The organism is Flavobacterium aeripolare (assembly GCF_013294025.1).
Taxonomy (GTDB): domain Bacteria; phylum Bacteroidota; class Bacteroidia; order Flavobacteriales; family Flavobacteriaceae; genus Flavobacterium.
The window spans coordinates 23,511-48,971 of the sequence record NZ_JABSNL010000009.1 but is presented as its reverse complement, the minus strand read 5'-3'; the positions used below and the strand labels follow the sequence as shown (position 1 = coordinate 48,971).

The 25,461-nt window shown below is 33.9% G+C and carries 29 protein-coding genes; 6 read left to right on the top strand and 23 right to left on the bottom strand.

Annotated features, from left to right (window positions below; genetic code table 11):
- The first annotated feature begins 28 nt into the window (after positions 1 to 28).
- The 6 genes from HNQ00_RS11230 to menC all read left to right on the top strand — a co-directional run bounded on the left by HNQ00_RS11230 (position 29) and on the right by menC (position 6,661).
- A complete protein-coding gene (locus tag HNQ00_RS11230) occupies positions 29 to 544 on the top strand; it encodes a PH domain-containing protein (protein ID WP_173838598.1) in 516 nt (171 codons plus the stop codon).
- The gene (locus HNQ00_RS11225; RefSeq protein ID WP_173838597.1) at positions 544 to 2,073 is read left to right on the top strand and encodes a PH domain-containing protein; all 1,530 of its coding nucleotides are present in this window, start codon (positions 544 to 546) and stop codon (positions 2,071 to 2,073) included. Before HNQ00_RS11230 ends, HNQ00_RS11225 begins: the two co-directional genes overlap by 1 nt.
- A 149-nt stretch (positions 2,074 to 2,222) precedes the next feature.
- Entirely contained in the window at positions 2,223 to 3,185 is a 963-nt protein-coding gene (gene menA / locus HNQ00_RS11220) for a 1,4-dihydroxy-2-naphthoate octaprenyltransferase (protein WP_173838596.1), read from the top strand.
- Positions 3,186 to 3,210: 25 nt separating this feature from the next.
- Positions 3,211 to 3,888: a metal-dependent hydrolase gene (locus HNQ00_RS11215; protein WP_173838595.1), complete on the top strand. Its 678-nt coding sequence runs from the start codon at positions 3,211 to 3,213 to the stop codon at positions 3,886 to 3,888.
- 207 nt (positions 3,889 to 4,095) lie between these two features.
- A complete protein-coding gene (locus tag HNQ00_RS11210; protein WP_371739163.1) occupies positions 4,096 to 5,295 on the top strand; it encodes a tetratricopeptide repeat protein in 1,200 nt (399 codons plus the stop codon).
- Between the two features lie 322 nt (positions 5,296 to 5,617).
- The gene (gene menC / locus HNQ00_RS11205; RefSeq protein ID WP_173838594.1) at positions 5,618 to 6,661 is read left to right on the top strand and encodes an o-succinylbenzoate synthase; all 1,044 of its coding nucleotides are present in this window, start codon (positions 5,618 to 5,620) and stop codon (positions 6,659 to 6,661) included.
- Positions 6,662 to 6,731: 70 nt separating this feature from the next.
- Here menC and HNQ00_RS11200 read toward each other — a convergent pair whose 3' ends face one another.
- The 23 genes from HNQ00_RS11200 to HNQ00_RS11090 all read right to left on the bottom strand — a co-directional run bounded on the left by HNQ00_RS11200 (position 6,732) and on the right by HNQ00_RS11090 (position 25,313).
- A complete protein-coding gene (locus HNQ00_RS11200) occupies positions 6,732 to 7,550 on the bottom strand; it encodes a transporter (protein ID WP_173838593.1) in 819 nt (272 codons plus the stop codon).
- 117 nt (positions 7,551 to 7,667) lie between these two features.
- Positions 7,668 to 8,903 carry a cation:proton antiporter gene (locus HNQ00_RS11195; protein ID WP_173838592.1) on the bottom strand — a complete coding sequence of 412 codons (1,236 nt, stop codon included), beginning with the start codon at positions 8,901 to 8,903 and terminating at the stop codon, positions 7,668 to 7,670.
- A gap of 3 nt (positions 8,904 to 8,906) precedes the next feature.
- Entirely contained in the window at positions 8,907 to 9,806 is a 900-nt protein-coding gene (locus tag HNQ00_RS11190) for a mechanosensitive ion channel family protein (protein WP_173838591.1), read from the bottom strand.
- 172 nt (positions 9,807 to 9,978) lie between these two features.
- Positions 9,979 to 11,757, bottom strand: coding sequence for an APC family permease (locus HNQ00_RS11185; protein ID WP_173838590.1), 1,779 nt, complete (start codon positions 11,755 to 11,757; stop codon positions 9,979 to 9,981).
- 303 nt (positions 11,758 to 12,060) lie between these two features.
- Positions 12,061 to 12,534: a nuclear transport factor 2 family protein gene (locus HNQ00_RS11180; RefSeq protein WP_173838589.1), complete on the bottom strand. Its 474-nt coding sequence runs from the start codon at positions 12,532 to 12,534 to the stop codon at positions 12,061 to 12,063.
- Between the two features lie 735 nt (positions 12,535 to 13,269).
- Positions 13,270 to 14,121, bottom strand: coding sequence for a hypothetical protein (locus HNQ00_RS11175; protein WP_217425269.1), 852 nt, complete (start codon positions 14,119 to 14,121; stop codon positions 13,270 to 13,272).
- A 21-nt stretch (positions 14,122 to 14,142) separates the two neighbouring features.
- Entirely contained in the window at positions 14,143 to 14,517 is a 375-nt protein-coding gene (locus HNQ00_RS11170; protein WP_173838588.1) for a hypothetical protein, read from the bottom strand.
- Positions 14,517 to 14,867, bottom strand: coding sequence for a phage holin family protein (locus tag HNQ00_RS11165; RefSeq protein WP_173838587.1), 351 nt, complete (start codon positions 14,865 to 14,867; stop codon positions 14,517 to 14,519). Before HNQ00_RS11165 ends, HNQ00_RS11170 begins: the two co-directional genes overlap by 1 nt.
- Positions 14,868 to 14,887: 20 nt before the next feature.
- Positions 14,888 to 15,184, bottom strand: a complete 297-nt coding sequence (locus HNQ00_RS11160; protein ID WP_173838586.1) for a YtxH domain-containing protein — start codon at positions 15,182 to 15,184, stop codon at positions 14,888 to 14,890.
- A 46-nt stretch (positions 15,185 to 15,230) separates the two neighbouring features.
- A complete protein-coding gene (locus HNQ00_RS11155; RefSeq protein WP_157510395.1) occupies positions 15,231 to 15,383 on the bottom strand; it encodes a lmo0937 family membrane protein in 153 nt (50 codons plus the stop codon).
- Between the two features lie 52 nt (positions 15,384 to 15,435).
- Entirely contained in the window at positions 15,436 to 16,083 is a 648-nt protein-coding gene (locus HNQ00_RS11150; RefSeq protein WP_254598499.1) for a porin family protein, read from the bottom strand.
- 175 nt (positions 16,084 to 16,258) lie between these two features.
- Positions 16,259 to 16,699 carry a sll1863 family stress response protein gene (locus tag HNQ00_RS11145; protein ID WP_173838585.1) on the bottom strand — a complete coding sequence of 147 codons (441 nt, stop codon included), beginning with the start codon at positions 16,697 to 16,699 and terminating at the stop codon, positions 16,259 to 16,261.
- A 215-nt stretch (positions 16,700 to 16,914) separates the two neighbouring features.
- A complete protein-coding gene (locus HNQ00_RS11140) occupies positions 16,915 to 17,661 on the bottom strand; it encodes an MlaD family protein (protein ID WP_173838584.1) in 747 nt (248 codons plus the stop codon).
- Positions 17,662 to 17,682: 21 nt separating this feature from the next.
- Positions 17,683 to 18,438, bottom strand: coding sequence for an ABC transporter ATP-binding protein (locus tag HNQ00_RS11135; RefSeq protein WP_173838583.1), 756 nt, complete (start codon positions 18,436 to 18,438; stop codon positions 17,683 to 17,685).
- Between the two features lies 1 nt (position 18,439).
- The gene (locus tag HNQ00_RS11130; protein WP_173838582.1) at positions 18,440 to 19,198 is read right to left on the bottom strand and encodes an MlaE family ABC transporter permease; all 759 of its coding nucleotides are present in this window, start codon (positions 19,196 to 19,198) and stop codon (positions 18,440 to 18,442) included.
- Between the two features lie 84 nt (positions 19,199 to 19,282).
- Complete coding sequence (locus tag HNQ00_RS11125) at positions 19,283 to 19,732, bottom strand: PA2169 family four-helix-bundle protein (protein WP_173838581.1); 450 nt, start codon at positions 19,730 to 19,732, stop codon at positions 19,283 to 19,285.
- A 217-nt stretch (positions 19,733 to 19,949) separates the two neighbouring features.
- Positions 19,950 to 20,873 carry a YihY/virulence factor BrkB family protein gene (locus HNQ00_RS11120; RefSeq protein ID WP_173838580.1) on the bottom strand — a complete coding sequence of 308 codons (924 nt, stop codon included), beginning with the start codon at positions 20,871 to 20,873 and terminating at the stop codon, positions 19,950 to 19,952.
- A 245-nt stretch (positions 20,874 to 21,118) separates the two neighbouring features.
- Positions 21,119 to 21,592, bottom strand: coding sequence for a Dps family protein (locus HNQ00_RS11115; protein ID WP_173838579.1), 474 nt, complete (start codon positions 21,590 to 21,592; stop codon positions 21,119 to 21,121).
- Positions 21,593 to 21,631: 39 nt separating this feature from the next.
- Positions 21,632 to 21,847 carry a hypothetical protein gene (locus HNQ00_RS11110; protein ID WP_173838578.1) on the bottom strand — a complete coding sequence of 72 codons (216 nt, stop codon included), beginning with the start codon at positions 21,845 to 21,847 and terminating at the stop codon, positions 21,632 to 21,634.
- Positions 21,848 to 21,945: 98 nt separating this feature from the next.
- Complete coding sequence (locus tag HNQ00_RS11105; protein WP_173838577.1) at positions 21,946 to 22,140, bottom strand: hypothetical protein; 195 nt, start codon at positions 22,138 to 22,140, stop codon at positions 21,946 to 21,948.
- 217 nt (positions 22,141 to 22,357) lie between these two features.
- Positions 22,358 to 23,722 carry an NAD-dependent succinate-semialdehyde dehydrogenase gene (locus HNQ00_RS11100; protein WP_173838576.1) on the bottom strand — a complete coding sequence of 455 codons (1,365 nt, stop codon included), beginning with the start codon at positions 23,720 to 23,722 and terminating at the stop codon, positions 22,358 to 22,360.
- 407 nt (positions 23,723 to 24,129) lie between these two features.
- Complete coding sequence (locus HNQ00_RS11095) at positions 24,130 to 24,627, bottom strand: hypothetical protein (protein ID WP_173838575.1); 498 nt, start codon at positions 24,625 to 24,627, stop codon at positions 24,130 to 24,132.
- A 5-nt stretch (positions 24,628 to 24,632) separates the two neighbouring features.
- Positions 24,633 to 25,313, bottom strand: a complete 681-nt coding sequence (locus tag HNQ00_RS11090) for a peptidoglycan DD-metalloendopeptidase family protein (RefSeq protein WP_173838574.1) — start codon at positions 25,311 to 25,313, stop codon at positions 24,633 to 24,635.
- Positions 25,314 to 25,461: the final 148 nt, after the last annotated feature.

Sequence of the window (25,461 nt, the reverse complement as noted above, 5' to 3'; positions counted from 1 at the left end):
ACTACTATTCGAATAATAAAAAAGCCAAATGGATAATTTTACAAATGATGTGCTCGCAATAGAACAGCTGCCTAAGTATGAAAGTGTCGTACTGAATACGTTGGATTCTAAATATACTACAGTAGTTGGAATTGCTATTTTGATGACAATAGTATCTGCAGCAGCAGGACTAGCGACGGTATTGTATTTTAATCCAGAACTACTTTTGTTTGCAACGCAATTAGTGATCGCTTTTACGGTGGTCGCGTTTTTATTTGCATTGTTGTCTTTTATTGGTGTAAAGAAAAAAGCCTATGCTTTTAGAGAGCACGATGTGATTTATCAACATGGTATCATTTCCACGACAACTATTGTAATTCCTTATAATAGAGTGCAACACGTTGCTTTACATGAAGGCTTTGTTGCGCGATTTTTTGGTTTGGCGCGCGTCGATATATTCACAGCCGGTGGAAGTTCTAGTGACATTATAATTCCAGGAATTGCTAAGGAGCAGGCCGAAGATATTAAGCAATTATTGATGGGGAAAATTCAAAAGAAATTGTAATGGATCCACAATTTAGCTTACCACAAAGGCAATCAGCGATAGGAGTGTTGATTATGTTTTTTAACACCTTGCAGAAACTACTACGTGCTCTAGGACCTATATTTTTAGTGCTCGTATTTAAGTTTGATGCTTCTTATAAAGGCTACGCTTATGGTGCTATTGTTGCTGTTGTTTTGCTTACCGCTGTTATTGCTTATTTTAAATATAGAAATTTCACTTTTTATCTTGATGATGAGAATAAGGAATTCATTATTCAGGAAGGAATTTTAAATAAAACAAAAACAATTATACAGTTGGATAAAATCCAACAAGTAAATATCAATCAGTCTTTGTTGCAAAGGTTGATCAATGTGTACGAAGTAACTGTAGATACAGCAGGAAGTGCAGCAAAAGAAGGGGAACTAAAGGCTGTAAATCACGCATTGGCCTTAGCCTTAAAAGCGAGATTGCTTGAAGTACAGTTGCAAGCGAGTCAAGAAGTTGATGACGAGTCTACAGAAAGTGCTGTTGATCATACGGTGTCTACTAATGATGTTATAAGTAATGATAATAAACCGTTCTTGAAGATTAGTTTTAACAGCTTATTTAAAGTAGGGATTACCTCAAATTATGTAAAGACGTTTATGTTGATTTTGGCTTTCTTTACGACCATATATGAAAACTTTAAGAATCTTTTTTCTGAGCAAGATTTAGATAAACAGAATCAAAATATTACGAATTTCGTTGATAAAACATCTTATTTAGCTTCGCTAGTTTTTGGACTTTTAGTTCTTGTATTAGTGGTTAATTTGGTTCTCGTAATTTTTAAATACTTTGATTATAAAATAATAAAGCAAAATAATAACTTGTTATTGTCTTTTGGTTTGCTAAGTACAAAAAGCACTATTATAAAACCGGAACGTGTTCAAATAGTGACGATAACACGTAATTACTTCCAGAAGAAGATGAATATTCTGGAGCTTAAAATTAAGCAAGCAAGTAGTGGTGAAGCAGCGAAGAAAAAATCGGTAATCGAAATTCCCGGTTGTAACGAAGAAGAAAAATTAGCCATTTTAAAAATGTTGTTTGCTAAAGTCCCAGAAGAGGGTGTGGTCTTAAAACCAAATTATCGCAAACTAGTTTTTTCACTATTTCTGTTTGTCTTTTTGCCATGTTTTGCATTCTGGAGTTTTGCATATTATGTCGACCCTACAGTTTTTGAATATCAATATGTACCGTTTGTTTACAGTCTGTTTATGTTTCTAGTAATTATTTTTGGGTACAAGAACAACCAGCTCTTTGTTTCGGATGATTTTATTATCAAGCAAAGCGGTGCCTGGGATATTGATAATAGTGTTATAGCGCCATTAAAAATTCAGGCAATTAGTAGTTCGCAATTGTTTTGGCACAAAAAAGCAGATATTGGTTCGTTGACGATTCACACGGCGGGAGGAGATTTATCTTTTCAATTGGGAGATTACAGAAAGATTAAAGCATTTGTAAATTTGTGGTTGTATAAAATAGAATGTTCAGATAGTAATTGGATGTGAGTTGAGCAGAGAGCTTTGGGCTGTCGGCGTTGTGACTTGTGGTTTGAGTGTATGTATTTGGTACAATAGAATAGCACTAATCACTATTTACCAGTTACTATTCACCAGTCATGAACGACCAAATAAAATAATAAATTAAATAAATAAAAATGAAACATTGGATTGAAGCTGCGCGATTACGAACATTACCTTTATCGGTATCTGGTATCATCGTAGGAAGCATCTACGCATTGGCACACCCAACCGCAAATATATTGACTCCTACAGAGGTTTTTAATTGGGAAATATTCGGGTTTGCTATTTTGACAACATTAGGATTACAGGTCTTATCAAATTTTGCTAATGATTACGGTGATGGAGTAAAAGGAACAGATAATGCGGATCGTGTAGGGCCTATGCGTGCCATTCAAAGTGGTGTCATTACACCTGCAGAGATGAAACGCGCCATTATTATCACATCGGTATTAACCTTGCTTTCGGCGATGTTGTTGATTTACTTTGCATTTGCAGATACAAACTTGTTCTATTCGCTTTTTTTCCTAATACTTGGAATTGTAGCAATTGCTTCGGCTATTAGATACACTGTAGGGAGTTCTGCTTATGGTTACAAAGGATTTGGAGATATATTTGTCTTTGTATTTTTTGGACTGGTAAGCACGCTTGGTGTCAACTTTTTGTATTCTCAAGAATTGGATTACCAACTCTTTTTACCAGCGGCAGCGATAGGATTGTTGAGTGTTGGGGTTTTAAATTTGAACAACATGCGCGATGAAGATTCAGATAAAGCAGTGGGTAAAAACACTATGGTTGTAAAAATGGGAGCTGCAAATGCTAAAAAATATCACTACTTTCTAGTGGTGACAGCAATGGTTCTAGTGATAGTATTTGCTATAATTGAAGACTTTCAGTTTGATCAATATTTGTTCTTACTAGCATACATTCCCTTAACAAAGCATTTAATTAACGTATATAAAAATCAAGAAAAACGCGCATTAGATCCAGAGTTGAAAAAATTAGCACTAAGCACATTTGCATTATCGATATTGCTAGCGCTTAGCATGACGTTTTTTCTATCGGATATTATTGTGAACGTCTTTCTTGGAGGAAGATAATTATTAATTTTTTAAATTTCAAACGATGAAAATCACATTTTACGGACACGCTTCTCTAGGTATCGAAGTAGGAGGCAAAAATATTCTTGTGGATCCATTTATTACCGGGAACCCAAAAGCTGCAAATATCAATATCGACACTTTAAAAGCCGATTATATCTTAGTAACGCATGCGCACGGAGATCACGTAGGTGATGTTGAAGCGATCGCAAAAAGAACGGGAGCGACTATTGTTTCTAATGCTGAAATTGCTGGTTACTATGGTGCTAAAGGCTTAACAGCACACCCAATGAACCACGGTGGAAGTTGGAAATTTGACTTTGGAAAAGTGAAATACGTAAACGCAATTCACTCTAGCTCTTTCCCTGATGGCGCTTACGGAGGTAACCCAGGTGGATTTGTAGTAGAAACAACTACTAAAAACATTTACATCGCTGGAGATACAGCTTTAACAATGGACATGCAGTTGATTCCTATGAGGACTAAATTAGACTTGGCGATCCTACCGGTAGGTGATAACTTTACCATGGATGTAGAGGATGCTATTATTGCTTCAAAATTTGTTGCTTGCGATAAGGTTTTAGGGTACCACTATGATACTTTTGGATATATCGAAATCGACCATAAAGAAGCAGTTGAGAAATTCTCTGCTGCAGGAAAAGAATTGATTTTGCTCGAAATAGGAGCAAGTATCGAATTGTAAGATTCCTTAAAATACCATTAAGAAACAGACTATTTAGTCGTTCTTAATGGTATTTTGTGTTTTAATGAGAGTAGTTTTTAATTTTTTTTTAGGAGCTATTTCCAGCTGTACGTTGCAATCTTTCTTGCCACCCGATTTTCATCGGGATAGCAACAAAGGATTTTCACTTCCATCTGGGCTAGTATAAATTGTAAATAAGACGTTTAAGTGAAAAAGATAATTGCGATAGTTTTGATGGCTATTTTTTGTCCTAAAATGCAAGGGCAAAAAGACGGTTACTGGGATAAAAATAGAGCGATAACGCAAGAGTTGGTTGTTTCTGCAGGGCAGCGCGTGGTTTTTAAGGCAGATGATTTTCCTATTGGTACTACTGAGTTAGTTTATAGAATTACGCTTCTTGATGACAACCAGCAATTAGCTAGCAGTCTCGTTTCTTTGCTGAAATCGATTCCTGATCCTACTGGAATAAGTCAAGGCTCAGCGGGAGCGGTGTTTTTAATGTCTAAAATTTCTGGTGAGGATAAATGCAAATATGCTATTTTTAGCACTAATGAATTGGCAGCGGCATATCAAAAGACAGGGAAGACTACGCAAGCTTGCTTTGATCAGCAATCAGCAGTAAGTAAAGAGGCAAAACGCTTGTCATTAGCAAAGTCTAGTTGCTTACGAACAATTGAAAACGGACTCTATTTTGGTTTTCAGAGTTCAAACTGGATTATGAAACAGAAGATAGTGCTCGAAATTGTGCCTTGGATTGATTATAAATTAAACAGTGGCTGGACGCTTGAGAATAGAAAAACAATTATAAATCAATGTAAAACATCAGCACTAGCCAGGAAAATGGCTAACTCAGATGATTTTTGTATTTGTGTAGAAGAGAAAATCCAAAAGAAATTTAAGTTCCAAGAATTCCAGAAGTTACTGCAAATAGAGCAAACGAAATATTACAAGGATTTTGGTGTGATTTGTTTTGAAGAAACGGGAGGGTCTAAGGCTTTAATTGATGGTTACCGAGCTAGTGCAGCTAAATTTGAAAAAAGAGCCGATTACAGTAATGCAATTGCGCAATACAACCTCATACTAGCTGATGGTAAAGCCGTGGTTAGTGATTACAGTGCGTTAGGATATAATCTCGTGCTTACAAAGCAATTTGATAAGGCAATTAAATATCTAAAGCAAGGCGAGGACTTAGATAAAACAGATTTGACTATTAAACTCAATTTAGCACACGCTTATCTACTGAATAATGATTTTAGATCGGCAAAAAACATTTACAAGGAGTTTCAAGGACAAAATGTTAGCGATACACTTAGTTGGGTTGAAAAAATGAATCAAGACTTTGAGTTGTTCAAAACTACAGGCTTAAAATCTGACGATTTTGACAAAATAATTAAATTATTGAAGTAGGCTTCATTGCTCCTCTTAGCGTAGTAAGCGATTTTCTTGAAATTTACCATGATAAGCTGTGAACTAACAACTAAAGCTCACGGACTTGCTTCTAGGGTGGTTTAATTTCGAAATATAACTGGAGTAGTTTAATTGCAGCAATTACTGTATTTATTTAGCAACTGCTAAATCGCGTTCTCGAGCGTGATTAAATTGCTTGGTGCTTAAAAAAGCTATCCGCTGACAAAGCAGAGTGAAGTTGAGATTGATTAGAATGCAATAAAAATAAATTTAATCAATAGCCTTAGATTTGGTTGATTAAATAAATTAAAAACACTTTAAAATGAAAGCAACGTATCATAAATATATTCTAGATTTCAAGCGTCCTTCTGGAACGTCTCGAGGTGTTTTGACACACAAAGAAACTTGGTTTGTTGTACTTGAAAAAGATGGTAAAAAAGGAATAGGAGAGTGCGGAATTTTACGTGGCTTGAGTGTTGATGATCGAGATGATTATGAAGCCAAATTGCAATGGACGTGCGAGAATATTCATCTGGGTGAAAACCAACTTTGGGATGCTTTAATCGAATTCCCTTCAATACAATTTGGTGTCGAAATGGCGTTCCTATCGCTAGCAAGTGCTACTCCCTTTTTACTCTTTCCTTCGGCCTTTACAAGTAATGAGAAATCCATTGCTATAAACGGCTTAGTTTGGATGGGTGAACCAACTTATATGAAGGAGCAAATTCAAGATAAATTAGCAGAAGGATTTCATTGCATAAAACTGAAAATAGGGGCCATTGATTTTGATAAAGAAATAGCTCTTTTGCAATTTATTAGGGATAATTTTTCTCCCGAAGAAATCGAAATAAGAGTAGATGCTAACGGAGCTTTTGATTCAAATAACGCTTTAGTTAAGTTAAAGCAACTATCTGGTTTTAAATTACATAGTATTGAACAGCCTATTCAAAAAAATCAAACTGACAGTATGGCAGAGCTGTGTAGCTTAACCCCTTTGCCTATTGCATTAGATGAAGAGTTGATAGGTGTGTTTCATTACGGAGATAAAGAAGCTTTACTGCTTAAAATCAAGCCACAATACATCATTTTGAAACCAAGTTTTGTGGGTGGTTTTAAGGGTGCAAATGAGTGGATTTCATTAGCTGAAAAGCACGGAATTGGTTGGTGGATTACTTCTGCTTTAGAGAGTAATATAGGTCTAAATGCAATAGCGCAATGGACATTTTTAAAGCAAAATAGTATGCCTCAAGGATTGGGAACTGGAGCGCTTTATACTAACAATTTTGACTGTCCGTTAACGGTTTCTCAAGGGCAGTTATGGTATCAAAATGAAGTTTCTTGGCACTTCGACTTTAATGAAATCTAGAGTATTTTTAACGATTTTTTTTAACTAATAATTTATGGGATGGGTGGTGCTTTTATTTTTGTTTTCGAACTTACAATTTGGCGTAGACTGCAAAATTTATTGAAGGAGATAGCGGCGCATTATCATTACCAAAAGCGCCGTAAGTAGATATATTTGCACCGTATTTATCAGGACTAAACTCGTAATTGAATTTTAATCCAAACGCATTATAGGTTTGACGATCTAAATACGATGGCCATTGCGAAGCGTTATTTTCAAAAGCTTTTTCTTTTGCAATAGGATTTTTAGTATCTAGGGCAAGAATTAAGTGTCCTAGAGGGATGATATTGTAACCTACTTCTGCAGCTAATTTGAAATAATCTGAATAGGAGTTAGTCATATATCCATAGCCTATGTTTCCAAAGTAATACCATTTGCTTGAACTACTTCCCACTGATAGGTAGGGTAATAGCGTACTAGCATTAAAATCGGTACTTAAACCTGTATTGCTATCTCTATTAGAGCTATTAGCTTGTAGCTGCAATCCTGTTGCAATTTTCCATTTCTTATCATGCAGCTTGTATTTAAGTCCTAAGTTGATATTTCCTAGGCCTGTTAAAGACTCCGTAGCGCTAGTAGTTTTAGATTCAAAACTGGCAAATTTAATAGGAACGATTAACAAAGCTTCTAGCTTGTTTGTGATGCCATATTCACTATAAATTTGCGTTGTAATATCGCTGTAATCATTGTCAAGAGTAGTATTTTTTCCATCAATTTGTGCTTTATCATAAAATAACCCAGATACACCTACTTGAACGTAAGCTTTACCTTTTTCTTTAGTCCACGGACTCTGAGCTTGAATAAATTGTGCTGAAAGTGCAATGCATAATAATAGTATAGTTTTTCTCATAATTAGTCTGTTTAATGGTATAGTCGCTGTAACGGCATTTTCCTGACACTTTATCGCATAAAAAAAGACCATTTTAGAAAAAAATGGTCTTAAATAATTTTTGAAAATGAAATGGCTTTATTTTGATTGCATTTTTTTAGCAAACTTACCAATGGTCATCCCTTGTACTAAAATTGAGAAGCAAACAATAACATAGGTGATTGTTACCCAAACATCTTTATTATATTCTGGTGCGATAGAAAGAGCTAGTGCAATCGAAATTCCACCTCTCAAACCACCCCAAGTAAGGATCAGTATGGTTTTTTGAGTAATTCGCTCCTTCAGTCTAACAGCGATTGAGGGAATGTAAACAGATATATACCTTGTAATTAAGGTGATAAATAGCAATATTACTGCAGCAAAAAGTACCTTTTGACTTGTTTGGATAATTAGTAATTCTAAACCAATTAGTACAAATAGTACCGCATTAAGGATTTCGTCAATTAATTCCCAAAATTTATCAATGTACTCTGCTGTAACATCAGACATTCCTAATTGTTTCCCTTGGTTTCCTGTGATAAGTCCAGCAACTACCATTGCTAATGGTCCAGAAACGTGCGTGTAATGTGCAAAGGTGTAACCGCCCATAACAACTGCTAGTGTAATCAAAACTTCTACTTGATAATTGTTAATACTTGCTATTAACTTGAAACCAATGTATCCTATTACTAATCCTAGCACGATACCACCGATAGCTTCTTGACCAAAAAGCATTGCAATTTTTTGCATGTCAAAGTCGGTTCCTGGTTTTGCGAGTTTAAGTATAGTTATAAATACAACTACCGCTACACCATCGTTAAACAGCGATTCTCCAGCGATTTTAGTTTCTAGTGATTTGGTTACACCAGCTGTTTTTAAGATGCTTAAAACAGCGATTGGGTCAGTAGGGGAGATCAGTGCTCCAAAAAGCATTGCATGAATTAGCTCTACTTTTATGCCCATGAAATTTAGTAAGTAGAAACTAGCAAACCCAATAACAAAAGTACTAATCAGTACACTAATCGTGGAAAAAAGTAAAATACTTAGCTTCTCGTTGTTCAAATCCTTGAATTTGATATGAATTGCACCCGCAAACAACATGAAACTTAGCATTCCTTCTAGCAATAGCTCGCTAAAATTAATGCTTTCCATTTGCGCTGCGATACTTTCTTTAAACTCTGGAAAAAAATGCCCTAATACTAGCACTAAAAGAGAGAAAAGTAGTGATACAAACATGAGTCCGATAGCGTTTGGTAATTTTAAAAAGCGAAAGTTGATGTAAGCAAATCCCGCTGATAGCACGATTAGAATCGAAAATAGGTGAAAGAAATCCATGAATTATTTTTTAATATTAATGTTAAAATCTGGTGCTTGAACAAGCTGAAAGGTAGCAGAAGCCATACTTACTTGACCTTTTGTGGCTTCGATATCTTTCATAATTTTTTTAAACAAAATCGTCTTAGTTGCCCGACGTTTTTTGTAGCCTACAACGTAACGCAAGGTGTATTCTGCCCAGTTGTCATTAGCAACAAGCGATATCATTGGTTCTGTTTGTGCTTCCTCTAAGCGGTATTTATTCTGTAAACTATGCCATTGCTGTTTTGAGGTTTCAGAAAGTTCTTCGGCGATGGAGTTTCCTGCATTCATAATGATTTCTTCTGCTTTATCATAATTACTCCCATACTGAACAGGAATTTTGATTTCGTCCCATAAAAAAGGAAAATCACCAGAGTAATTAAAAACAGGTTCTTTAAAGACGTAGCTGTTTGCAATAAGCACAATGCGGCCGTTGTATAAATCACCGTCTACCCATTGTCCTGTCTCCATAATGGTTGTGCGCAACACACCTATGTCCATTACATCCCCTTTGATTCCGCCTAGTTGCACGCGGTCTCCTGTATTGTAAAATCCTCCAAACATGATTGCTAACCAGCCTGCAAATGACGCGATTACTTCTTGTAGTGCAAAGGCGATTCCTGCTCCAGCAACTCCTAGGGCAACTGTAAAGCCTCCTAGCTTGTCACTGAAAACAATGGTTAAATAAACAATAGTAAGCAAATACCCTATGAAACTGCTTATTTTCTTGGCTTTGTATCTGTTGTCGTTGCTTTTGATCTTACTAAACAAACGCTTTTGTAGCAGGTTGATTAAGACCCATATAACAGCGACTCCAATTAGAAAAGTTACAATCTTACCTACTGTAGGATTGTATAGATAGCTTTGTATTTGTTCTTCCATAAGTTGAAGTTAATTAGGTACCGTAAATTATAGGTAAGAGATTGATTTTTATTCGAATACTATATTTTTATGACTGATAAGAAAGCTTCGTTAAAAAAGTAAAGCTTTAGTACCTGTTGTAATTATCAGAATACTAAAGCTAAACATTATTGAACTCTTTTAAGGTAGTTAGTTACATAATTAAACGCACACCACCTAGTTCAGATACACGGTAAGAGAATCGATCTCCTGGTGACCCTATGAACATAAAGTTTTTAGGGATATTCCATTTATTTGATAATTCATCAATGATATCGGGACCAAATTCTCCTTCTAATTCGATAAATTCAATATCAATTTCTGGATACGCACGGTCAAGTACTTTTAAATCGATAATCAATAATTGGTTATCGATATGATCTTTGTTGATGTTAACGATTTTTAATTTTTTAGTAGTCTCGTTGTTTTGAACGTACTGCATTACCTTGTTGATAATGGCAACATCATCTCCTTTTGTGAAAAACACAAACTCTTGTGAGTTGATTTTGAGGTTCATTTTTAATAAATAGCGGTTACTAAAAATAACGATTTTACGTAAAGGTGTATAGAAATATTCTAAAGCTTCGATTAATAATCTAATTAGTAGCGAACGGTTTAGCATGATGGCGACAAAACCAAATGCAGGTACTAAGTACTGTAAAAAGGTATAGAATGAAGTCAAGTTCAATTTCATGTTACCAATAAAAGCGGTTACAATTAATGCGACAGCAATAATAACAGATATTCCTCGTGCTTTTTCTGGTCTTGGTAATTTTTTTCTTTTAAACTTCAAAAGTAAATTCCCAATTCCGAATAATCCCATAACGGCAAGAAATGAAAAGGTATAAACTCCTGCAAGGGCGATAATATCTCCTTTAGTAACAAATAATACCGATACACATAAAACTAAAAAACTAATAATGATTCTATAATTTGAACCTCTCTTATTTTGTTTTAAGAAGTAATTAGGCAAAATTCTATCTAAAGTCATACGGTTCAATAATCCAGATACTCCAACAAATGATGTAAGTACAGCACCACAAAGAACAAGTACAGCATCAATCGAAATTAAGTACGCTAGCCATGATCCACCAGTTGTTTGTCCTAGGAAGGCAAGCAATGATTCTTGGTGTTCACCTACTTGTGCTAGAGGAATAATACAAATCAATAATAAGGCAATTACAGGATTGAAAAAACTAACAATCGCCCACATATTACGTAATGTTTTTGGGAAAACACCTATTTCTTGCTCCTCTACAAAGTTAGCTGAACTTTCGAAACCAGAAATTCCTAACATCGCTGCAGAAAAACCTAAAAACAAAGCATTTACAATTGTTCCAGAGGTGATAGGTAAGCTCCAGTTCATACTGAACACATCAAATCCATTCATGAAAATAAACCATACAGAAGCTAAAACTAGCAATGTTAAGGTAGATAAGTGAGTAATAAAGATTACTACCGCTACAATAGCTGATTCACCGATACCTATAATAGCTAGTGTGGTGAAAATTAGTAAGATAATGACAGTGGCAATAGTGATAAAGCTAATGTCAATATAAAACAAGCTGAACGAGTGATGTATTTGAGGAATAATATTACTCAAGTAATGCACTCCCTCTGAAGCCGAAATTACAGCTGTTGCCATGTAAGATAGCACAGTTAATGTTGCTGCGATAGAAGCTAATCGCTTTGATGACGTGTTAAGTAATACATTGTAAGCTCCACCATTAAGAGGTAACGCACCTACAACTTCACCATAAATTTTCCTGAATAAGAATAAAACTACAGCTACAAATAACAAGGAGATCCAGGCATATTGTCCTGCATACATTATTGTTAAGGCCGAAACATATAAGCAGGAAGAACTAATATCATTACCGCAAATTGCTGTTGCTTGTAATTCGTTCAATTTCTTGTGCACAACTTCTTTCATTTTAAAACTCTGTTTTCTGTTATTTTAACATTTTTTTAGCATTGCAAGATAACAATTATGCTACACAAACACAAAATACTTCTCAGGTTTAACCATTAGTTGTTTTTACAAATAAGTGCATGTTAACTACAGTTTTTTTATATCTGTCTAATCACTAAGTTGTTATCCTTCGAATTTATAGCGATTGAAAAAATTTTACAAATAATCCATCGATAGAATTTATCTTCATAAAATCATTTTCAAGTCTATTACTAGGGATGAAGTCATAATCCACTAAGCTGTGTTTACTTAAAAATTGTCTTTTTATACCTTCTTTTTTGAGTAATTGTCTAGAGAGGTTACTGCATTTTGATGTATTTTTTGTTTCATAAATGCTGTCCAACCCATCAAGTACCCTTTAAATCCAAAAGCTTGTTGCGACCATTTGTACAGATCAAATACATCATTATGTGCAATAATGAGTCCATCCTTAAAAAGAAACTTGGCTTTTACTTTATTTACAACTCTACGATTAGTTGCGGTAAATAAGTAGGTTGCAACCCAATTTGCAGTACCTTCTTTATCGTTTGCTGTGATATTAGAATATTCGATTACATTTTTACCTCGACCTCTTTCTAACAGCATTTCCCACATCTTGAAAGCATCAGCAGCTTTAAGAGTATGAAATATAGGGTCTGTAAATACTACATCGGGATGGTAGCAAGAAATCATGTCGGCGTAATTACTTGTAGCAAAGGCAGCGTAAAATTTATGAAGTGTTTTTTGATTTTCATTCATGGCATAAAGTATATGGTTAAATGTATCTCTTTTTAATACAGCGATCCTACAAAATTCTCATAAAGTTTTAATTCTCAAAAAAATCTAAAAATGGTGATTTCTCGATTTGAATCAGGCGTAATGTAAAAGTGAGTAGCCAATACTATAGTTTGCATTTATTCTTTAGTAGTTACAATGAACAGCTTAATAATTTTATTTGCTATTTCTTTGTGATTAGGTCAATGGCAAAATTCAGATGCTTATCTCTGTTTGTTGTACATTGTTTAAATGCATGCGTTATCTCGTGCTTAGTAATAATTCAGCTGCCGTACTTTTGGCTTTCTTTTTTTTTTACCTCCTGTTCTAAATTTACGTTAGAAAAGCCAATCACTAATTTTAAATTTGCTAATCAGTGGGATTACTGCTGCCACCATCATTATCAACGACTAAGTTGGCTGTTTTTTTTTCGATCGAATAAATTTTCTAAGCAACGCAGCTAATAAATTAACATCCATAGTATCGCTCTTTATTAGACATCATTCTAGATACATACGATAAGCTAGATAGTGTGAATTCAATAACAAAGCTTCACTGATATAAAAAATCAACAGCTCGTTAAAACAGTTATTTCTAACTATTTCAACGAGCTGTTGCTATATGATTAAATATTATGTCTAAATTTAAAAAGAAGTGATGGAACAATGGCAAAGAAATAAACTACTGCAGGGTTTCAATTATAGTTGATGGCCGCTTTACTTATTCCTTAATTAACTGTCCGTTTTCTTTAGCTATATTCTTTCCGTCTTTTTCAATTTCGAGCGTAATATCAGGAGTGTTTTTTTCTCCTATTATATTTCTATATACTTTGTAGGTGTACTCTTTATTAGTAAAAGTAATCACGTGATTTCCTCCACTTCCATCAAAGACTAGTACACCGTTGTCTAGAATTAGACTGGGTTCTGCATTTTCTTTCTCTCCCTTTTTCCAGGAAGCGTATCGATATTTAGAATCAGCTAATTCGTCGATTCTAATATGATATTTAGGAGTCTCTATTTTATAAGTAGGACGTTCAAATTTAAGCAATGAAGCGTGTAAAATTTGTTTATCCTTAGCTATTAAATTTTGCATTAACTCCTTCTCAATATCACTTTGGTAGGTAATGCTGCTAATCATTCCATCAGAATTTGCCATCCATACAATACCGTTATCTAACATAGTTCCTCTCCAGCCAACTTCTGACCATTGATCAATTGTAGAATTTGCTATTTTGTTAAGTAATGTTTTATCAAAAACTTGATTGAAACGCTTTTTAAATTCTTCTTTGTTCTTAATACTAGGTATGGGATATTGTCTTTTAAGCGGAAAATTAATTTTACTTGCTATTTTGTCACTATTCCCAGTCTTAAAAATTGCGATTAGGCTTTTAATACTGTCGCTTTGAGCTCCTTCAATTTTATCTGAGGAGTCAACTTGCGTTTCTTGTTCGCTTAGATCTTGTACAGTTTCAGTTACAGCATTACTTGTTGTGGACTTAGTTGTACTATCCTTTTGGTTACAGCTAGATAATAAAACCCCAGCTATTAATACCGTTAAATGTAATTTTCGCATACTTTTTTATAAGAATATTGTTTATCTCTTAGGCAAGTCTTTCATCATATGACCTAATTTTTCAACAATACCATCTGAGTGTTTAGAAACGACATTTGTAATTAGAAATTGTGCTACGGTTCCTAATATCTTTTTAAGAGGATTTGTAGAACCAGCTACCATAAGTTTCTTAGAAAGGTAACCGGTAGATAAACCAACTAAATTGTTCAACATATTGTTTCTCAAATTAGGTGTTTTAACTATCTCATTGACTGCAGTATTAATCAAATTAGAAGGCTTAACGCTTTCATAAACAATTTTCACTTGTTGGTTTAACGCTAATTTTTGTTCTCTTTGCTGCTCTTTTAGCGCTATAATTTGTCTGTCTAGACTAGCGGTAGGATTTAATTCTTTCATTAGTCAATATTTTTTAAAAGTTTTGTAATAATCTTGTTACTCATAGGAACTTTAATCCACTGATCTTTGAATGAATAAATTAATATTGCAAGCAGTAAATAAAATGCCGCTACAATAAAAAATCCCCAATAAACACTACCCATTGCATCTCCAATAAAGAAGGCAAGGCCAAAACTCAAAAGCAAAATGAACATTGCAGCAGCAATAGAAATTACTATTTTTGAAATTACAGACGATATAACATCTGAGGATTGTGCAATAGCATTAAGCTTAGTAAGCTTTAAAGTTGTTTTTACATAGTCCTGTGCATTCTCTAACAGAACTTCTATTGATGTTGCCTTGTTACTCATAATTCAATTTTTTATGCAAATTATACTTGCGCTTTGTAACGCTCTGTTTCGTTTTCAACTTCTTTAGCTGCATCTTTAACTTTTTCTTTTCCTTCAGCATAAGCTGTTTTAGTTTCTGACTTTAAATCATCAAACTTTTTAGAAATAGTGTCTAAGGCTGTATCAAATTTCTCTTTAAGGTTGTCAGCATAATCAACGCTTTTGTCTTTGATTTTACCTCTTGTTTTGTTTCCTTTTTCTGGTGCATATAGAATACCTAAAATTGCTCCTGCAGCTAATCCACCTAAAACTCCTAATAATACTTTATCTGTTTTCATAATATTGTTATTTAATTGTTACTTGTTTTTATTCGTTATTGCCTGTTTACAGACTTCTTCCTTGTATTAATCGTAATAGAATTGCTATAATTGCAATCACTAATAGTATGTGAATAATTGCTCCTGCACTGTACGCAAAGAATCCAATTGCCCAAAAAATGATTAAGATTACTGCTAATGTATATAGTAAGTTACTCATAATTTCTGTGTTTTATTTATTACTGTATCAGTTAGTTGTTGTATGGTTTGATTTAGTTTAATGCAAATCCAACATAAGCATTAATAGTACCATTCTTCGCATCTGGAAGCGTTACAGTAGTACCACCAAATGATCTCTCTTTTCCTACTTTTGTCAATCCGTAGTTGTAACGAACACCAAAGCTCAATACTTCTAAGTCAACTCCAACACCTGCAGCAATTCCTGCTTCAAATCTTTTAAAGTCGTTTGTGTCTAAATCAAAGCTAGAAGATCCTATGTTAGAATCATTACTTACTTTTCCGCTTACCATATAGGCTGCATAAGGTCCAGCGTGTACATTGAAATGATCAGTTATGTTGATTACTGCAAGTACAGGTACTTCGATATAGTTTAATTTAAACTTAGATTCACCATCTACTAAACCGTCATAAGTTAATTTTGATCCTTTAGTCGTGTAGTATACCTCTGGTTGAATAGCCACACGTTCAGAAATAGGGAATTTTGCAAATAAACCAGCATTAAATCCAGTTAACATATTTTCCTCATTTGCGTCGTTATCGCTAAAAAGAGTTGAAAAATTCATCCCCCCTTTAATTCCAAAAGTAGGTTGTTTTTTTATTCCGTCTTGTGCTTGAACATTAGTGAATGCGATGCAGCTTAATGCGAAGCTAGCCATAGCTATTTTTCTTGATTTTTTCATTTTGTTAAATTTGTTTGTTTTTGTTTGTTTTTGATATTTCAAAGGTCGTGATCTTTGTGAAGGCTTGTGTTATACAACTTTATTCAAAAGTTATGGGATTTACATTTTCGAATAAAAAACTACTAATAAGAAGTCTTTTTCAATAGTGAAGTCAAATACATACATCCTGAAATTCCTATTTTTCATTGTCAACAGTCAAATCTTCTAGAGCATTCCCTAATTGGCTCATGTCATGATTGAATTCTGTTTTGAAAGAATCCCAGTTCTGACTATTGTCGTCTTTATAATTCTGAATTTTCACTTTCATTGCTGCATTGCGTTCTTGCAACTGAGCAATCTTATTTTCATAAGTAGAATCCATTGCTTTACCAGTATTCTTCATTTTTACTTTAAGCTCAGCAATACGCATGTCGTTTTCATTGATAATGCTATCTGTGCTAACTTTAAATGCTTCCCATTCTTTATTTTGAGTTGCATTTTTGACCATTAAAGAATTACCATCATCATTAGTAATTACTTCAACATCGTCGCCTTTATTTTCGGTGTTTTCTTTACACGAAATCAAAGTTGTCCCAATTAATAGGGCAGTGGCTAGTGTGTAGATTGATTTTTTCATAATTGGTACTCTAAATTTGTAATCGTTTTGTTATTACAAATATCAGCAGCTTTAACGTTTATTGTGTTACAGTAATACCATCATAAGTTGCGGTATTTACATGTTATACATAAAGATGAAGTTTAAGTAAATGCTAATACACTTTATGAAAGAGTCCTTACGCAAAAAAGCCTCTCACCATTACGGCAAGAGGCTTTTGTATAATTTGGTGCTCTTTATTTTTTATCTTTTTTAGCTTGCTCTTTAGCAGCTTCTCCTCTAGCTTTTTCTGCCTCTTCTTTCTTCTTCTCTTTTGCCTTTTCTTTCTTTTTAAAATACCCTCTTAAAAGGAAATTGTGTTTGGCAGCCTCCATGTTCTCGCTAAGTCCTTTAGTTCCTTCTTGTAAGTTATCCATGGTTTTGTCTAAGCTATTGGCAAAGGATTCATCAGTCAATAATTTAGACAGTGCTCCTTTACCGTTATTCATATCGTAGCTAAACTGCGCTAATTCATCAGTTATTACACTAGCATTTTCCATAGTAGTTTTTGCACTTTGCATGATTTCGTCCATCTCTACAGCTGCAACAGAACCTATTCTTCCATTTTCGGCTATCATTTTATTCGAATGTGTTCCTGGAGAAATAGTCAATACTTTATCACCCATTAACCCATCAGATCCTATGCTCGCCTTAGCATCTGTTTTAATAAATTTTTGCACTTCTTTTTTAATTGACATTACTACCACAACAGTTGAATCTGAAACTAATTGCACTTCATCAACAGTTCCAACAGTTATACCAGAAAATCTAACATTATTTCCTACTATCAATCCGCTAACATTTTTAAAATTGGCTTGTATTCTAATGCTATCTCCAAAAAGGTTTTGCTGTTTTCCAATAAAGAAAATAGTTGCTGCAAAAACAAGTAGTGCTCCTACTACAAATGCGCCTAACTTCCAGGTATTGTTTGATTGGGTATTCATGATTACTTTATTTAATATGTTTTATATAAAAAATGAACGAATCCATTCATCTTCACTTTTTTCTAATTCTTCGTAAGTTCCTTCAGTATAAACAACACCTTCTTTGAGTATGATGATTCGGTCAGCAGTCATTTTGGCGCAAGCCATATCGTGCGTAATAATTATCGAAGATGTTTTGCGTTTCTTTTGAATACTCAAAATCAACTGACTAATCTCCTTAGAAGTCACCGTATCTAATCCAGTTGTGGGTTCGTCATACAATATGATTTCCGGTTTCAAGATTAACGTTCTGGCTAAACCAATTCTTTTTCTCATTCCACCAGATAACTCCGAAGGCATTTTATCTATTGCTTCTGCTAATCCCACACTTTCTAGAACGTCTTCAATTTCTGAGGTGATCTCTTCGCTAGAAATAGCCGTGTTATGGCGGCGTAATGTAAAGTCTAGATTTTCTCTCACTGACATCGAATCGTAAAGTGCAGCGCTTTGAAACAAGAATCCTACTTTAACTCTAATTTTATTGAGCTCCTTTGTGTCAAGATTCATAATATCTTGTCCTAAAACTTTGATCTCTCCTTCATCTCCTTTAATCAATCCTACAATACATTTAATAGTGATTGATTTTCCAGTACCTGATTTTCCTAATACTACGAGATCTTCACCTTTATTTAATTTAAGCGTAATCCCTTTTAAAACATGATTATCTGCGCCAAAGGTCTTGTGTAAATTGTTTATTTCGATTACCGGAGTTCTAGTAGCTGTTTGATTTGTTTCCATATTAAAATAATAAATCAGTTAATTGTACCGCAAACATGTCTATTAAAAAAATACTCAAAGAAGCGGTTACAACTGCAGAGTTAGCTGCGACTCCCACACTCTCGGTTCCACTGTTTGCATTAAAACCTTTGTAGCAACCTATAATTCCTATGAAGAAACCAAAGAAGAATGTTTTAACCGTAGCCGGCAGTAAATCAGAGAAAGTTAGTATGTCAAATACTTTAGTTATGTACAAGTATAGCGACATATCTCCATGTATGTTTACACCCATATAACCACCAAAAACACCAATCACGTCAGCTAGTACCACTAGTAAAGGAACCATTAAGGTGGTTGCGAGTACACGGGTTACAACTAGGTATTTAAAGGGATTAATTGCCGCTACTTCCATGGCGTCAATTTGTTCGGTAACTTTCATAGATCCCAGCTCAGCCCCAATACCCGATGCTATTTTACCAGCACAAATAAGGGCGGTAATTACAGGTGCAATTTCTCTTATTAGCGATAATGCAACCATTCCTGGTAACCAAGATTCAGCTCCAAAACTAACTAGAGTAGGGCGGGATTGTAAGGTTAGTACCAGTCCCATTATAAATCCAGTTATTGCTACTAGTGGGATCGATTTGTACCCTATTTTGTAGCACTGTTTAAGAAATTCCTTGAATTCGTATCGAGGTACAAATAACTCCTTAAAAAACCTGATGATGAATACTGATAAGTCACCAACATCGTTAAAATAATTTTTTATAGCTGAAGTCAAAGCATGGTGATTTAAAATGAATATTAAGTAGGATTTTCTAATCTACTAAAACCGAATCTTTTTAAAGAAGACTAGCTCTAGTGACTATAGTAACGATTTAAGTGATTTAATCTCGTAGTGCTCTGTATTGATAGAAAAGTATTGTTCGCTCAACATCAATTGCTGGTTGTCACTTAAATCTTCACGGTTACTATCAATGGTGTTGTAATACCTTTGCATTACCTCATTCTCGCTAAACTCGATACTAGTGATTAATTTTTTAAGGTCTTTATAAATAAAGTTATTCTTTATAGCCAACCATATTTTTCCAAATGTATTGAAGCTGCTTTCAGTGCTTAATGGAGTTCCACCTAGTTTGATGATCTCATTGCTTAATTCTGCGTTGCACTTTTGACTCGTTTTTTGAAAATTCTGGAAAGCACTTTTTAAACTATAGTTTTCTATATCTTGTGCTGCAACTTTATATCTTTCGATTCTATCATTGTTAATAATGATAAATGAGTTTAATACTTTTATAGCCGATTCTGTGTTCATCTTTGTTCTGTTTTTGAGTTAATAATTTAACTTGTATCACGATGTAAAGGTCGCGCAGAAGCAGTTGTTTTTTGTTTCAATACTTTACGATTAGATTATAATATTAACATACATTTATACTAATATTATGAAAACAGCAAAGAACGTTTTTAATGAGATTTTTAGGATTAATCTCCTCAAAAAAGGGAATATAAATGCTATTATAGTATGGTGTTGGTTATTTTGAAACGTCTTCTATTGTAGCCAACCTATCTTCTTTTGATGCTACTGCAATAGCTGTAGGTTCTATGTCTCCAGAATATTTGCGAGCATAGGTTGCTGTAAATTCAGCTCCAAAGAACAATATCATCGATGAATAAGATACCCACAGTAAAATCAAGATTAATGATCCTGCTACTCCATAAATTGAGCCTGGATCTGACGTGCTAAAGTAGTATGCTAATAATGTTTTTCCTATTGTGAATAATAATCCTGTTACAATACCACCCATCCATACGTGCTTCCACTTGATTTTTGCATCCGGTAGTATTTTAAACATCAACCCAAAAAGTACTGATATGATGGCTAAAGAAAACACAAAGTTGATGATGTTGTATAAAATGATTGTAGAATCATGGGTATACACTTTTAACCAAGTTCCCATTGATGATATTAATGTCGAAATCACCAATGATATCGTTAGTAGGAAAGCAATTGCTACAATTAATCCAAAAGAAAAAAGTCTTGCCTTTACAAGTGCCATAATCCCCTCTTTTTGTACTTTGAGTTCTACTTTCCAAATTTGGTTGAAGGTTTTTTGCAATTCGACAAATACAGCGGTAGAACCAAATAATAAAACAGCAATACCAATAATACTTCCCCATACAGTAGACTTTTCGGCAGTCGATTTTTCTAGCATATTGCTTACCTGCAGCGCAGCATCTGCACCTATCGTATCAGATATTTGCCCCATGATATTATCGTTAACGTTGCTTGTTCCATAAAAATATCCTGCAACTGTAATGATAAGAACTAGTAAACCAGGAATGCTAAAGATGGCATAATAAGCGATTACGGCACTTTGTCTAAATGGATCTTTATCGTTCCAACTCTTAAAAGTAGTTTTTAATAATTCAAAGGTATGTTTTAATTGAAAACTCATAATGGTATTGTTAAGGTTAAACTTCTCTATACAGCATTATTAGATACACTATATAGCACTGTAAATTTCTGAATTTATTACTTAAGTACTTTACGTTTCAGCATGAATATCTTATGGTATTTGCATATAAATAACCATAGAAAAAGGGCTGCCTTATATAAAGACAACCCTTGTTCAAACCAAAAAACCAATTTATATAATAATCATCTAGAGGCTATGAGACTCTAAACAAACTACTATTCTTCCTAGCTTAAGTATCTTCTTAAGATCCAAGCGATTGTTTCGTGTCCTAATAATAATGATGTTAAGAAATCTGCAGTACCTACATCGTTATTTTCTTCTTCAGCAGTATCAATATCTTTTCTTAACTGTTGGATTACTGTTTCATGATCTCCCAGTAATTCTTTGATCATATCTTTTTGAGATGGATACACATCTGGAGATTCTTTTAATCTTGTTAGATCTGTGAATTCTTTCATTGTTCCAATAGTTTTTCCGCCCAGTTTATTGATGCGTTCTGCTATTTCGTCAATGTTCACCTCTAATTGTTTGTATTGGTTTTCAAACAATTTGTGAATTTCCATAAAACTCTCTCCAGAAACATTCCAGTGAAATTTTCTTGTTTTTGTATATAGCGTTACTGCATCTGCTAATACTGCTGATAATAATGTAATGCTACTTTCTAATTTTTTATCTGTAATTCCAATATGTGGTTTCATAATATTTGTTTTTTATATAATTATTTATGCTATTATCGTTTATTTTCTTTTATCTGCGATTACTAATAGGATGCCTCCTACTAACAGTGTCACTCCTACAATAGGGGACCATTGTACAGGATGATTTTCCTCTTTGTTGATTTCGATCGGACCAATATCTACAACTTTCTTTTTAGTTACAAAGTTAAATCCAGTGTAGAACACCATTATTGCTCCTATAACTATTACTACTATTCCTATTGATCTTAATTTCATCTTTATAATATATTGAGTTGCGAATCTTCAATCTTTTTTATTTTCGAAAATTAAAAAGCAATTCACAACGGTTGTGGTTATTTGATTACTGATGCATCTTAAGATTCATCCTTTGTGGCTTTGACTAAGCTAATTCCTGAACTGAAAAAGACCAAACCTAAAATACCGTAAACAACAATTGTTTTGATATCTTGTCCTTCGCTAGAACCATTAGTAAAAGCTATTGCTGTGTAAATTAAAGCAGCTATTCCTAAAAGGGTTAGTAAGGCTCCGAATATTCTTTTTAAGTTCATCTCTGGTTTGTTTAAGTTTTTATGTTATCACTGCAGTAATTACATTACAAAGATAGGGCAGTAGTACGCCTAACTATTTACACAATTGTTTTCAAAAGTTACAGTATTTACAGATGGAATTTGCTCCCTTCTATAAACGCAAAAGAGCGGTAGCTGTCAATAGACAATCACCGCTCTTTCTAGTAATTAATAGTATGCAAATTAGTAACCCTACAAACTAGCTTACACGTATTAATTTTTTATTTACAAATTCTTGTATTCCTTGTTCTGACAATTCTCTACCATAACCTGATCTTTTTGTTCCACCAAATGGTAGATCAGCTTGCGTCCAAGTAGGTGAGTTTATAAACACCATTCCTGAGTCGATTTGGTCAGCAATTTTAATCGCTTTCTCAATGTCTTTAGTATAAATAGAACCTCCTAAACCAAACGGAGAATCGTTAGCTAAATCAATCGCTTCTTGTTCGTTTTTGACTTTGTAAAATGAAGCAATTGGTCCAAATAATTCTTCTTTGAATGTTTCTTCTTCTCTGTTTAAGTTTGTCAATAGCGTAGGTTGCATATATGCTCCTTGGTCTAATGCTCTTTTTCCTCCTGTAACAACTTTTGCTCCAGCAGCTTCAAATCGTTTCACTTGATCTAATATATTATCTAGCGCTTCTTGGCTGCTTAATGGTCCTACATCTGTAGTTGGATCCATAGGGTCACCCACTTTTAAAGCTTTAATTTTAGCAGTAAATTTTTCTAAAAATTCATCTGCCACTTCTTCAACTGCGATAAATCGTTTTGAAGCAACACAGCTTTGACCATTGTTGTTCATACGTCCAAAAATAGCCAAATCTACTGTTTTATCAATATCAGCATCTGCTAGTACAATGAAGGCATCACTACCACCTAGTTCTAACACTGATCTTTTCAAGTTCTTACCTGCAGCTTCGGCCATACTTGCTCCAGCACCTTCACTACCAGTTAATGAAACACCTTTTATTCTTGTGTCTTCTACAAGCGCTGTACTTCTTTTTCCAGAGATCATTAAGTTAGTGTACAATCCTTCTGGAGCCCCTGCTTCTTTAAATAAGTCATCTATTGCAATCGCACATTGTGGTACTATCGAAGCATGTTTCAATAAAATGGTGTTTCCTACCATAATATTAGGTGCTGCAAATCTTACTACCTGATAAAATGGAAAATTCCATGGCATTACTCCAAATAATACTCCTATAGGACTACTTCTTACGAATGCTTTTCCTTCTTCAGGACTTAATGCTTTATCTGCTAAGAATTTTTCGGCATTATCAGCATAGTAATCTAATATACTTGCACTCAAATCAATTTCTCCTTCTGATTGCGCGATAACTTTACCCATTTCTAGCGTAATCAATTTAGCTAGTTCAGTTTTCTTAGCACGCATTAATTCAGCTACTTTATGTAGTAGTGTAGCACGTTCTTTATAACTTGTCTTTTTCCAGTCTTGAAACGTATTATTTGATAATTCAATAGCATTATCAACTTGCTTATCGGTCATTTCATCAAATGATTTTTCGACCTTATTTGTAGCGGGGTTTGTTGTTTTAATAGACATATGTATGTAAAATTTTAATTAATAAATAATTCAACCTTTTTGCATTAGCCTTAAAATAACTTTAAACTTTATGTTTGTTTAGAGTGGCAGCACTAGCTGATTGAATTTTGTTTTATAAAGGTACCGTTAACTTGAACGTCCTTATTCCAATTTTAAGTTAAAATCTTTTTTGAAAGCTATTAATATAATGCTAAAATTTAACATTTGTATTTTTGTAAAATATTTAAGAACAGCGCAGTAGCTGCTAAGTAAGCAGTTAGATTGAATCGTAGTAAGAGTGTCGAGTTAAATATTTAAAATAAAGTGGTTTGGTATGTTTTTTGTCGAAAGGGTATCCGAATAAAAAAAAGCCAGTAAAAGAATTTGACATCTTATTACTGGCTTTAAATTATTTACAAAGTGCGTTTTTATTTTTTACGCTCGAAGGTTGTTTCCCAATCCATCGATTTTATTCCTGATACTTTGTTCTCGTTATTCATGTAAACGCGCAACTCTTTATTAGCAACTTCTTTTGTATACAATGCTTTGTACCTAAACACAGTTGTTGAATCATCATAATCTTGATAAATTTCAGCTAGCTGTAAATCTTTAAAGTCTCCGTAAGATTGTCGGTATCGGTTACAAGTTTTAGATAATTTTTCTAATGTGATGTTGTTTATAATACTTTGTGTGGCTTCATCTGGTGTAAAAGGCTTAAATTTTGACGTGTTACAAGTATTCAATATGCGTTTCCCTAATTCGTAAGCTCTAGTTTTATGTTCTAAATCTACTGAGCTAAGTGGCAACTGTTGGATACCTACTTTTGCTGGCTCTTCATAACTAGTGTTACTGCTTGTAGTTACAATTTTACTTGTTTTGCAACTTGCTAAAACCATTAAACTAAGAAGGATGATAAATTTTTTCATGATGATTATGCATTAAGTTTTAATAATATATTTGGATCAGGGCAATTCTCTAGATAATAAGCTAGTTCTTTTTTGCTACATACTCCAGGATAATCTCCAGAATATTTTTGAATATCACTTATAATTTGAAAATGTAAGTGAGGAGCATAATCACCATTAACCGTTGCATCACCTAGGGTACCTAGTTGTTGGCCTTTTTTATAGGTGGCACCCACGGTCAATCCTGCTAAGCTAGCTCTAGACAAATGTCCATACAAGGTATAAAATATTTCCTTATTAAGTTCGTGTTTCATGATAATTGTAGGGCCGTAGTCACCTAATCCAGTATTGTCCTGAAAACTGTGAACAATACCATCTACAGCACACAAGATTGAAGTGCCTGCTTTGATCCATAAGTCCAAACCAATGTGCATGTTGCGCTCATCGATTGCTTCTTTATTAAATATAGTACTTCTTTTATATAAATTGCGCTCCTCATTATAGCCTCCATAGGCTACTTTTGCATCGTTTTCAGCTAATTTACTTTCGATAAAAGCTTCAAATTCAGCTGCATTAGTTAATGTCGCTGTTTTCAAAGCTGGATTGTTAACAGATAAATCTAGGCGAGTATATTTATTAAGGGAAATAGCTGTGGGAATTACTGATACATCTTCAACAGTATGCAATATGTTTTCTAGTAAGGTCATTTTATAATAGCGTTTAGAGTGCTAATTTAAAAAAATTAAAGCCAACATAAAAAAATTATGTTGGCTTTAAAAATTCATTTTTAGCTCATTTGAACTAATTGTAGCAAAGAGAGCTTGAAATCTCCTGCTTAATGCAATAATACGCTAA